Source organism: Paracoccus haematequi (assembly GCF_900631945.1).
GTDB lineage: Bacteria > Pseudomonadota > Alphaproteobacteria > Rhodobacterales > Rhodobacteraceae > Paracoccus > Paracoccus haematequi_A.
Window position 1 is genome coordinate 187,162 of the sequence record NZ_UZWE01000024.1, and the last position, 11,489, is coordinate 198,650.

General features: G+C 67.8%; 9 protein-coding genes. 8 read left to right on the plus strand and 1 reads right to left on the minus strand.

The genetic code is table 11. The features are described from left to right. Positions 1-11 precede the first annotated feature (11 nt). The 4 genes from PARHAE_RS06095 to PARHAE_RS06110 all read left to right on the plus strand — a co-directional run bounded on the left by PARHAE_RS06095 (position 12) and on the right by PARHAE_RS06110 (position 5,590). Positions 12-509: a biliverdin-producing heme oxygenase gene (locus PARHAE_RS06095; RefSeq protein WP_126153711.1), complete on the plus strand. Its 498-nt coding sequence runs from the start codon at positions 12-14 to the stop codon at positions 507-509. Then, positions 506-3,067 (plus strand): HWE histidine kinase domain-containing protein, encoded by a 2,562-nt coding sequence (locus tag PARHAE_RS06100; protein ID WP_206436879.1) that lies wholly within the window; start codon positions 506-508, stop codon positions 3,065-3,067. Before PARHAE_RS06095 ends, PARHAE_RS06100 begins: the two co-directional genes overlap by 4 nt. A 149-nt stretch (positions 3,068-3,216) precedes the next feature. Beyond that, entirely contained in the window at positions 3,217-4,515 is a 1,299-nt protein-coding gene (locus PARHAE_RS06105; protein WP_126153712.1) for an MFS transporter, read from the plus strand. A gap of 31 nt (positions 4,516-4,546) precedes the next feature. Next, on the plus strand, positions 4,547-5,590 hold the full coding sequence (locus tag PARHAE_RS06110) for an AbrB family transcriptional regulator (RefSeq protein ID WP_241232687.1): 1,044 nt from the start codon (positions 4,547-4,549) through the stop codon (positions 5,588-5,590). Here PARHAE_RS06110 and PARHAE_RS06115 read toward each other — a convergent pair. Next, a complete protein-coding gene (locus PARHAE_RS06115) occupies positions 5,587-6,246 on the minus strand; it encodes a GntR family transcriptional regulator (protein WP_126153714.1) in 660 nt (219 codons plus the stop codon). The genes PARHAE_RS06110 and PARHAE_RS06115 overlap by 4 nt on opposite strands. Positions 6,247-6,402: 156 nt before the next feature. On the opposite strand from PARHAE_RS06115, the gene PARHAE_RS06120 reads away from it, so the two are divergent. From PARHAE_RS06120 to PARHAE_RS06135, 4 genes are all read left to right on the plus strand, one after another. After that, complete coding sequence (locus tag PARHAE_RS06120) at positions 6,403-7,782, plus strand: SLC13 family permease (RefSeq protein ID WP_126153715.1); 1,380 nt, start codon at positions 6,403-6,405, stop codon at positions 7,780-7,782. 84 nt (positions 7,783-7,866) lie between these two features. Further along, on the plus strand, positions 7,867-9,186 hold the full coding sequence (locus PARHAE_RS06125; protein WP_420899391.1) for a malonyl-CoA decarboxylase: 1,320 nt from the start codon (positions 7,867-7,869) through the stop codon (positions 9,184-9,186). Then, positions 9,183-10,694: a malonate--CoA ligase gene (locus PARHAE_RS06130; protein WP_126153717.1), complete on the plus strand. Its 1,512-nt coding sequence runs from the start codon at positions 9,183-9,185 to the stop codon at positions 10,692-10,694. The genes PARHAE_RS06125 and PARHAE_RS06130 overlap by 4 nt, the downstream gene beginning before the upstream one ends. 117 nt (positions 10,695-10,811) lie before the next feature. Then, positions 10,812-11,480: a metal-binding protein ZinT gene (locus tag PARHAE_RS06135; RefSeq protein ID WP_420899390.1), complete on the plus strand. Its 669-nt coding sequence runs from the start codon at positions 10,812-10,814 to the stop codon at positions 11,478-11,480. The last annotated feature ends 9 nt before the right edge of the window (positions 11,481-11,489 follow it).

Sequence of the window (11,489 nt, forward strand, 5' to 3'; positions counted from 1 at the left end):
GTCGCGTTCTGATGACAGAGACACGCGACCTGCATGTCCGCCTGGACGATGCGATCGGCAGCTTTGCCGACCCCGCCGCCTATCGCGCCTTTCTGTCCGGCAGCTATGCGTTCCGGGCGGCGGTCGAACCGGCGCTGGCCCGCCCCGGCTGGCAGGTGCAGCGCCTGGCCCCGCTGATCGCGCTGGATCTGGCCGATCTGGACATGCCCCGTCCCGCCCTTCCCGATGCGCCGGTGCTGGCGGACCCGGCGGCCCAGGCCGCCGCCTGCTATGTGCTGGAGGGTTCGGCCCTGGGTGCGCGGCTGCTGGCCCGGCGCGCGGCGGACCAGGGCTTCACGCCCGAACGCGGCGCCCGCCACCTGGCCGCGCAGACCGGATCCCCGCGCCGCTGGCGGCAGTTCCTGGACTGGCTTGAGGGCGCCGACATTCCCCCGGCCCCGGCGGTAACGGCCGCGCGCGCGGTTTTCGGGCTGGCGCTGCGGGCCTATGGGGTCAAGGCGCCGGCATGAACGAAAACGCCCTCTCCGATGCTTCCCTGGTCGGCCAGCCCATCGACCTGACCAATTGCGATCGAGAGCCGATCCACATCCCCGGCAGCATCCAGCCCCACGGATGCCTTCTGGCCTGCGACAACACCGCGCGCCGGGTGGTGTATCGATCCGCGAATACGGCGGCGACACTGGATCTGCCCGGCGATCCCCTGGGCCTAACCCTGGCCGAGGCGATCGGATCCGAACCCGCGCACCGGCTGCTGAACGCCCTGGCGGTGTCGGGCCAGAAGCCGCGCCCGGCCCTGGCCTTCGGCGTGACGGTCAACGGCCGGGAACTGGACGCCACAATCCACCGCTTCAAGGGCCGCACGATCGTCGAATTCGAACCGGCCTCGAACCGGCTGGGGACGATCATCAGCCTGGCGCGCACGGTGATCGAACGGCTGCGCGCCACCGAGGACACCGAACGGCTGGTCGCCCAGGCCGCGATGCTGATGCAGGCGCAGCTGGGCTACGACCGGGTGATGATCTATCAGCTGGGCGAGGATGGCGCGGGCAAGGTCGTGGCCGAGGCCAAGCTGGACGACCAGGAAAGCTTTCGCGGCCAGTATTTCCCGGCCAGCGACATTCCCCAGCAGGCCCGCGCGTTGTATCTGCGCAATCCGATCCGAGTGATCGGCGACGCGTCCTTCACGCCGGTGCCGGTCCAGGGCGACGATTCCCAGGCCGAACCGCTGGATCTGTCCTATGCCCATCTGCGCAGCGTGTCCCCGATCCATTGCGAATACCTGCGCAACATGGGGGTGGCGGCGTCGATGTCGGTGTCGATCATCATCGACGGGGCGCTGTGGGGGCTGATCGCCTGCCACCATTACTCTCCCAAGGTGCTGGACATGGCGGACCGCGCGGCGGCCGAGATGGTGGGCGAGTTCTTCTCGATGCATCTGGACGCGCTGACCCGCAAGCAGGCGCGGGACGCCGAACTGGACGCGCGGCGCGCTCTGGACGACCTGCTGGTCGATGCCAGCCAGAACGAGGATGCGGGCCAGGCCCTGCAAAGCCGCTTGCCCGATCTGGCTGGGCTGATCGCGGCGGACGGCATCGCCATGTGGCTGGACGGGTGCTGGACCACCCTGGGCCACGCCCCCGACCGGGCGCAGGCCGCGCCGATCCTGGCGCTGTCCGAAGGTCTGCCCGAAGGCCAGGTGTTCCAGACCGACTGCCTGTCCGACCTGCTGCCCGATGCGCCCGACCTGACCGCCCTGGCCGCCGGGGTGATGATCATCCCGCTGTCGCGGCGGCCGCGCGACTTCCTGTTCTATTTCCGCCGCGAGGCCGTGCAGACGCTGGACTGGGCGGGCGATCCGAACAAGACCTATGCCACCGGCCCGTTCGGCGACCGCCTGACCCCGCGCAAAAGCTTCGCGATCTGGAAGGAAACCGTCCGCCACAAAAGCCACCCCTGGTCCGAGGCCGACCGCCGCTTTGCCGAGGCGCTGCGCATCGCCGTGGTCGAGGTGCTGCTGTTCAACAGCGAGGTGCTGGCCGACGAACGCTCGCGCGCCGCCGTGCGGCAGCGGATGCTGAACCAGGAACTGAACCACCGGGTCAAGAACATCCTGGCGGTGATCCAGTCCCTGGTCAGCCGCAAGCCCCGCGACGACGAGGCGTTGGTCGATTACGCCGATGCGCTGCGGGGCCGCATCCAGGCCCTGGCCTTCGCCCATGATCAGGTGGTCCGCGACGACCAGGGCGGGCTGCTGGGCGACCTGCTGGGGGCCGAGCTTGGCCCCTATGCGGGCGACGGCAAGCCGATCCGCCTGGACGGTCCCGCGGTGGCCTTGGACGCGCGGGCCTTTTCGGTCATGGCGCTGATCTTTCACGAAATGGCGACGAATGCCGCGAAATACGGCGCCCTGTCCCGGCCGGGCGGGCACCTGTCGGTGGACTGGCAGATCGACAGCGACGGCCATTGCCGGATCCGCTGGACCGAGGACGGGCTGGAGGGGCTGGTCCCGCCGCAGCGGTCGGGCTTCGGATCGGCGCTGATCCAGCAGTCGCTGCCCTTCGACTTGGGCGGCGAAAGCCGCATCGACTATCGCCCGCAGGGGATCGCCGCCGCCTTCATGCTGCCCGCCGATTTCATCCGCCTTGCCGATCCCGGCCCGCTGGCCCGGCCCCGGCCCATCGCGGCCCCGGCCTCGGTCCATCCCCTGTCCGGCCGCCGCGTCCTGCTGGTCGAGGATCAGACCCTGATCGCCATGTCGCTTCAGGCGGAACTGGAGGATTGCGGCCTGCACGTCACCGGCCGCGCCGCCACCGTCGCGGCCGCCCTGGCGCTGATCCAGGCCGATCCGCCGGATCTGGCGGTCCTGGACGTGAACCTGACGGGCGAGGATTCGCTGCCCGTGGCCGAGACCCTGCGCGCCCGGTCCATTCCCTTCGTCTTCGCCACCGGCTATGGCCGCGACATCGGCCTGCCCGAAGGCTTCGCGGACATCCCCATCGTCGGCAAGCCCTATCAGATCGGCGACATCCTGCAAAAACTGGCCGAGGCCGGGGGCTGGTCCGCCTGACCCACGACCCGGCTGCAAGGCTGCCATGCCGGTGCAATTTTCGGTGTGCCGCGCATTTCCTTGGGGCAAGTTTTGCGCTAGCGGGGGCGCCGACCGGCATCTTCCGCGATTCCGGCGCCCCACTTCCATGACAAGCGGATCAACGACCGATGACTGATCAGACGATTTCCGCGCCCGCAGCGGCGCGCGGCGGCACCTCCGTCAACTCTCCGGCACGGGTGCTGCTGGCCAGCCTGATCGGCACGACGATCGAGTTCTTCGACTTCTACGTCTATGCGACGGCAGCCGTGCTGGTCTTTCCCGCGCTGTTCTTCCCGGCGGCGGATCCGACGACCGCGCTGCTGGCCTCTTTCGCCACCTTCTCGATCGCCTTCTTCGCGCGGCCCTTCGGCGCCATCGTCTTCGGCCATTTCGGCGACCGGGTCGGGCGCAAGGCCACGCTGATCGCGGCGCTGCTGACCATGGGCGTCTCGACCGTCGTCATCGGCCTGCTGCCCACCTATGCCCAGATCGGCGTCGCCGCGCCCGCGCTGCTGGCGCTGTGCCGGTTCGGGCAGGGCTTCGGCCTGGGCGGCGAATGGGGCGGCGCGGTGCTGCTGGCGACCGAGAACGCGCCCGAGGGCAAGCGCAGTTGGTACGGCATGTTCCCGCAGCTTGGCGCCCCGGTGGGGCTGTTCCTGTCCTCGGGCTTCTTCTGGGTGCTGCTGCATTTCATGAGCCAGGACGACCTGCTGGCCTGGGGCTGGCGCCTGCCGTTCCTGGCGTCGATCGTGCTGATCGTGCTGGGAATGTGGGTGCGCCTGTCGATCACCGAAACCCCCGAATTCGCCGAGGCCGTCAAGCGCGACCAACGCGTCTCGGTCCCCGTGGTCGAACTGTTCCGCCATCACAAGCGCAGCCTGTTCCTGGGCACCTTTGTCGCGCTGGTGACCTTCGTTCTGTTCTATATCTGCTCGGCCTGGCTGCTGTCCTATAACGTCAAGGTGCGCCAGATCGCCTTCATGGATGCGCTGCTGATGCAGATCTATGGCTCGGTCATCTTCGGTCTGGCGATCCCGCTGGCGGGCAAGATCGCCGATGCGACCGGGCGGCGGCCGTTCCTGGTCGTGGTCACGGTGCTGATCGGCGCCTTCTCGTTCCTCCTGGCGCCTCTGATGGGCGGCAGCGCGGCCAGCCTTTACGTCTTCATCACCGTCGGCATGTTCCTGATGGGGCTGACCTATGGCGTCATCGGCGCCGCGCTGGCCGCGCCGTTCCCGACCAAGGTGCGCTATACCGGCGCCTCGATCACCTTCAACTTCGCGGGGATTTTCGGCGCCTCGCTGGCGCCCTATGCGGCGACCTGGCTGCAACAGAACTATGGCCTGGCCCATGTCGGCTATTACCTGCTGGCAGCGGCGGTGGTCACGCTGCTGTGCATCCTGGCCTCGGGCCGGGACGAGGTCTAGTCTTTCCAGACAGTCGAAGGGAGGGCGGAGGGTGGTCGGCGGATTGCGCGTGCATCAGGCGGTGACGCTGCTGATCGGCGTCACCGGGGTCGCGCTGTTTTCGGTGCTGCACCTGCCGCTGCCCTTCCTGTTCGGGCCGATGATCGCGTCGCTTGTCGCGGCCCTTTGCGGGGTGCCGCTGGCCGGGCTGGGGCAGGCCTCGGTCGCGGCGCGGTCGGTTCTGGGGGTCGCCATCGGCGCATCGGTCACCCCGGCGCTGCTGGCCGAACTGCCGTCGATGCTGGCCTCGGTCGCGATCATTCCGTTCTATATCGCCGCCATCGGCCTGGTCGGGGTGCCGTTCTTCCGCCGCTTCTGCGGCTTCGACCTGGTGACGGCCTTCTATGCCGCGATGCCGGGGGGCGCGGCGGACATGACCATCTTCGGGGCCGAGGCCGGGGCGAACATCCGCCAGGTCTCGCTGGTCCATGTGACGCGGCTTCTGGTGATCATGATCGTCGGCCCACTGGTCCTGGTGGGCCTCTATGGCGTCGAACTGACACATCCGGTCGGCAAACCTGCATCCGACATTCCGGTCCTTGAACTGGCCGTCATGGCCGCCGCCGCCCTGCTGGGCTGGAAGGCGGCCGAGCGGGTGGGGTTGTTCGGCGCGGCGATCCTGGGTCCCCTGATCGCGGCGGCGGCGCTGTGGCTGCTGGGCGTCCTGCACATGCGCCCCCCGCGAGAGGCGCTGTTGGCCGCGCAATTCCTGATCGGCATCGGCATCGGCGTCAGCTATGTCGGCGTCACCCTGCGCGAATTGCGCGAAACGGTCGCGGGCGGCGCGGTCTTCGTGCTGATCCTGGCGGTGATCGCGGGCGCAGTGACGGAGTTCGTCACCGTGACGGGCCTCGCCCCGCCGGTCGAGGGCTTCCTGGCCTTCATGCCCGGCGGTCAGGCCGAGATGTCGATGCTGGCCCTGATCGCGGGCGCCGATCTCAGCTTCGTGGTGGTCCACCACATCACGCGCGTGATCCTGGTGCTGACCGGCGCGCCGATCCTGTTCCGGCTGATCCGGCGGCGCGGACGCGGCTAGGCCAGCGTCTGGCGCAGCACCGCGATCAGGTCATGGAAGCGGTCGCCCTGCACGATCACATGATCCCTCAGCGCCTGCGCTGCCGCCTCGCCGTCGCCGTCGCGGATAGCCGCGACGATGGCGTCATGTTCGGCGAAGGACCGGCCCATGCGGTTGCGGACCTGCAACTGCATCCGCCGATAGGGTTGCAGCATCGCGTGCAGCCGCGCGGCCTCTTGCATCAGGAAGGCGTTGTGCGTCGCGCGATAGATGCAGTGGTGAAAGTCCGAATTGCGCAGGTAATACGCCTCGACCTCGCCCGCCTCGGCCAGGCGGCGGCAGTCGTCATGGACCTGCTGGAAGGCGTCCAGTTCGGCCTGGGTGATGCGGCGGGCGGCCAGGCGGGCGCAGCTTGCCTCGATCTCGGCCATGACCTCGAAGCGTTCGGCCAGTTCCTCGGGCGTCCACTGGCTGACGAAGGTGCCGCGCTTGGGCATCACCCGCACCAGGCCCGAGGCTTCCAGTTGCTGGAACGCCTCGCGGATGGGGGTGCGGGAACAGTCGAATTCGCGCTCCAACGCCTCGGGGTCCAGGCGGGTGCCGGGCAGGTATCGGCCCGCGACGATGGCATCCTCCAGGGCGCGCCGGATGCGCAGGGTATTGGGAACGCTTGCCACGCCTGATCCTCCTGCCAGGAGTCTAGCCCAGCGGAGCAGAAACATCCAACAACAATTCTGTTATATACATCACGCGGGCGCAGGCGTATAACCATGGCGGGGGGAGGATTCGTGCGGAGGCGGATCCCCTGATCGTCGCGCTATGGGGAGAGCCGCATGACACCACATCTGATTTCCATCTATGCCTTGGTCCTGATGTTCGTGATCGCGACCATCTGGCCGATCAACATGGGCGTTCTGGCCTTTGTCGGCGCCTTTCTGGTCGGCACGCTGCTGGCGGCGCAGACCACCAAGGACATCATCGCGGGCTTTCCGGGCGGGCTGTTCCTGACCCTGGTCGGCATCACCTGGCTGTTCGCGCTGGCCCAGAACAACGGCACCATCGACTGGCTGGTGCGCATGGCGGTGCGCGCGGTCAAGGGCCGCATCGGCGCGATCCCCTGGATCATGTTCGGCATTTCCGCGCTGCTGACGGCTGTGGGCGCGGTCAGCCCCGGCGCGGTCGCCATCGTCGCGCCCATCGCCTTGGGCTTTGCCTTCCGCTATCACATCAGCCCGCTGCTGATGGGCCTGATGGTCGTTCACGGTGCGCAGGCCGGGGGCTTTTCGCCCATCAGCATCTATGGCGGCATCACCAACGGCGTGGTCGCCAAGGCGGGGCTGCCCTTGTCGGCGATGACCACCTTCGCGGCCAGCTTCGCGGTCAACGCGGCGGTCGCGGCGATCCTGTTCATGGTGTTGGGCGGGCGCAAGCTGATGGCCGCGCGCGACGTGATCGAAACCGTAAACGTCCCGCATGTCGATATCGCCCGCGCCGCCACCGGCCCGCAGATTTTCGGCGACAGCGAGGCCGAGGCCCTGTCCCGCCGCATCGGCGCGGAAGCGGGCGGCGATTCCAACCGACTGGTGGCCGAGGTGGACGAGGGCAACCAGCCCGACGGCACGCCCTATCAGATCTTCACGCTGGCCGGGCTGGTCCTGCTGGCGATCCTTGTGCTGGCCTTCAACCTGGACATCGGCTTCGTCGCCCTGACCATCGGACTGGCGCTGGCGCTGTGGAACCCGACCATGCAGAAACGCGCCATGGCCCAGGTCGCCTGGCCGGAAATCATGCTGATCACCGGCGTTTCGACCTATGTCGCGGTGTTGCAGGCGATGGGCACCATCGACTTCGTGGGCGATTCCGTGGCCGGCATGGCCTCGCCCCTGCTGGCGGCGCTGATGCTGTTCTTCATCGGCGCGGTGGTGTCGGCCTTCGCCTCGTCCACCGCAGTGCTGGGGTCGCTGATCCCGCTGGCGGTGCCATTTTTGCAAGGCGACAACGGCGTCAGCGCCATCGGCTTCATCGCCGGGATGGCGGTTGCGTCCACCATCGTCGATGTCAGCCCGTTTTCCACCAATGGCGCGCTGGTGCTGGCCAATGCGCATGGCGTGGACAAGCAGGCCTTCTTCCGCAAGCTGCTGAACTATGGGGCCATCGTGACCGTGGTCGCGCCCGTGGTGCTGTGGCTGATCTTTGTCGTGCTGCCGGGCTGACCCGACGGCACCCGTCCCAAGGAGACACGCGTGACCAGAACCGCGCAGACCTCTCGCTCGAACCGCTTCGGCGACCTGTTCGACATGTTGACCGACCGGGGCCGCGCCCTGCTGCGCTGGCGCGATCCGGCGGGGCAGGTGACCGCGCCCCCCGGCCTGCCCGAGATGGGCGAATTGCTGCTGTCCCGGCGGGGCGAGGCTTCGGGCGTGGCCCTGGCCCGCGCCCTGGTCGCCGCCTTCGAGGAAGCCGACGAGGGCAAGCGGCTGGAGTTTCTGGCGACGCTCGCCGACCGCTTCGGTCCCGATCCCAAGGCCGTCGGCAAGGCCGTGGCGGCCATCCAGGCACAACCCGATTCGGTCGAGGCCCTCGAGGCGCTGCACAATGCCGCCGAACCCCGCCGCCAGGAGCTGTTCCGCCGCCTGAACCTGGCCCCCGGCGGCACGGCGGCCCTGGTCCGCATGCGCGAGGAACTGCTGCGCCATCTGAAGGACAACCCGTCCCTGCGCCGGGTGGACAGCGATTTCGCGCATCTGTTCGCGTCCTGGTTCAACCGAGGTTTTCTGGTGCTGCGCCATATCGACTGGAACACCCCGGCCGCGATCCTGGAAAAGATCATCCGATATGAGGCCGTCCACGCCATCCAGAACTGGGACGACCTGCGCAACCGCCTGCAACCGACCGACCGGCGCTGCTATGGCTTCTTCCACCCGCAACTGGTGGACGAACCGCTGATCTTCGTCGAGGTCGCGCTGACCCGGGCGATCCCCGACATGGTGGCCCCGCTGCTGGATCTGGACCGCACCCCCATCGAGGCCGATCAGGCGGACACGGCGGTGTTCTATTCCATTTCCAACACGCAGCGCGGTCTGGCGGGGGTGTCCTTCGGCAATTTCCTGATCAAGCAGGTGGTCGAGGATCTGAAGGCCGAACTGCCCGACATCCAGACCTTCGTCACCCTGTCCCCGGTGCCGGGCTTCGCCGCCTGGCTGGCGAAGGCGCGGCAGGGGGGCGATCTGCTGGACGACGACCTGCGCGCCGCCTTGAAGCCCCTGGACCAGCCCGGCTGGCATGTCGATCCCGACGCGGCGCAGGCCCTGCGCGCGCCGCTGCTGGCCGCCGCCGCGATCTATTTCCTGCGCGCCCGCGATGCCAGGGGCCGGGCGGTCGATCCGGTGGCACGCTTCCACCTGGGCAACGGCGCCTGCCTGGAGCGGCTGAATTTCGGCGGCGACGTCTCGGCGAACGGGTTGAAGCAGTCGCACGGGCTGATGGTCAATTACCTCTATGACCTTGACCGGATCGAGGCCAACCACGAGGCCTTCGCCGAACGCACCGAGATCGCCGCATCGGATTCGGTGCGACGCCACCTGCCCGCGCAAACCACCACGAAAGAAAAGCCATGACCGCCAACCTGTTCCACATCCTCGAATCCGGCATCGCCGATCCCGACGCCACCGCCATCGAAACCGATGCGGGCGGGCGCATCAGCTATGGCGATCTGGTCGCCCGCGCGGGGCGGATGGCCAATGCGCTTGTGTCGCTGGGCGTGAAACCCGGCGACCGGGTGGCGGCGCAGGTGGAAAAATCGGTGCAGGCGATCATCCTGTATCTGGCCACCGCGCGGGCGGGGGCGGTCTTTCTGCCGCTGAACACGGGCTATACCCCGGCCGAGATCGACTATTTCATCGGCGATGCCACGCCCGCAGTCTTCGTCTGCGACCCGGCCAAGGCGGATGCGCTGGCCGATGCCGCCGCGCGGGCCGGGGCGCGGATCGTGACGCTGGATGCCAAGGGGCAGGGCAGCCTGACCGATGCCGCCGCCGACGCCCCCGCCGGTTTCGCCACCGTGCCGCGCGATTCCGACGATCTGGCGGCGCTGCTGTATACGTCAGGGACGACGGGGCGGTCCAAGGGCGCGATGCTGACCCATGGCAACCTGGTGTCGAACACCGAAGCCCTGCGCGAGGCCTGGCGTTATACGGCGGATGACGTGCTGATCCACGCGCTGCCGATCTTCCATACCCACGGGCTGTTCGTGGCGACCAATGTGACGCTGTTTTCCGGCGCCTCGATGATCTTCCTGCCCCGGTTCGACCCGGACAGGATCCTGGGCCTGATGGACCGGGCGACGGTGCTGATGGGCGTGCCGACCTTCTATGTCCGGCTGTTGCAGGACGACCGGCTGAACCGCGACACCACCGCGCCTATGCGGCTGTTCATTTCGGGGTCCGCGCCGCTGCTGGCCGAAACGCATCGCGAATGGCAGGACCGCACCGGCCACGCCATCCTGGAACGATACGGGATGACGGAAACCAACATGAACGCCTCGAACCCCTATGACGGCGACCGGGTCGCGGGCACCGTCGGCATGCCCCTGCCGGGGGTTCAGATCGTCGTGACCGATCCCGACACCGGCGCGGAACTGCCGCAGGGCGAGATCGGCATGATCGAGGTGCGCGGCCCGAACGTCTTCAAGGGCTATTGGCAGATGCCGGAAAAGACCGCCGCCGAACTGCGCGAGAACGGCTTCTTCATCACCGGCGACCTGGGGAAATTCGATGATCGCGGATATCTGCACATCGTCGGACGCGGCAAGGATCTGATCATCACCGGCGGCTACAACGTCTATCCCAAGGAAATCGAATCCGAGATCGACGCGCTGCCCGGCGTCGTCGAATCCGCTGTGATCGGCCTGCCGCACCGCGATTTCGGCGAGGGCGTGACGGCGGTGGTGGTGCCGGCCGGCGCGGACGCGATCTCCGAAGCCCAGGTGCTGGCGGCGCTGGGCGGTCGGCTGGCGAAGTTCAAACAGCCCAAGCGGGTGCTGTTCATCGATGAACTGCCGCGCAACACCATGGGCAAGGTGCAAAAGAACCTGCTGCGCGACCGATACGGCGACCTGTATCGCTGACCGTTCCCACGCGCGGGGCAAGAGGGCGGGCTTCGGCCTGCCCTTTGTCGTTTTCGGGCCTTGCCACCGTCAGGGCCGCACAGTAATGAGACGTAATAACATATCAATTACGGAGCGATGACGATGGAACAGACCTGGCAGATGGCGGCTGCGGCCTTTGTGGCGGCCCTGGCGATGGGCACACCGGCGATGGCCCATGACCACAAGCATGACCACAGCCACGACCACGCGCATCACCATTCCGAAGCGGAAAAATCGGTCCATGACGGCTATTTCGAGGATGCCCAGGTGCAGGCCCGGCCCCTGTCCGACTGGCAGGGCGACTGGCAATCGGTCTATCCCTATCTGGCTGACGGGACGCTGGATCCGGTAATGGCGCACAAGGCCGAACACGGCGACAAGACCGCCGAGGAATACCGCGCCTATTACGAGACGGGCTACAAGACCGACGTGGACCGCATCGCCATCGACGGCGACAGCGTGACCTTCCATCGCGGCGATCAGGCTGCGACGGGCCGATACGCCAGCGACGGCCACGAGATCCTGACCTATGCCAAGGGCAATCGCGGCGTCCGCTTCATCTTCAAGAAGGTCGAGGGCGATGAGGCCGCGCCGGACTTCATCCAGTTCAGCGACCACCGCATCGCGCCCGAAGCGTCGGACCATTTCCACCTGTATTGGGGCGACGACCGCGCCGCCCTGCTGGACGAGGTGACGAACTGGCCGACCTATTACCCGGCCTCGCTGGACGCGGACGGGATCGTGGCGGAGATGCTGGCTCACTGACCCCGGCCG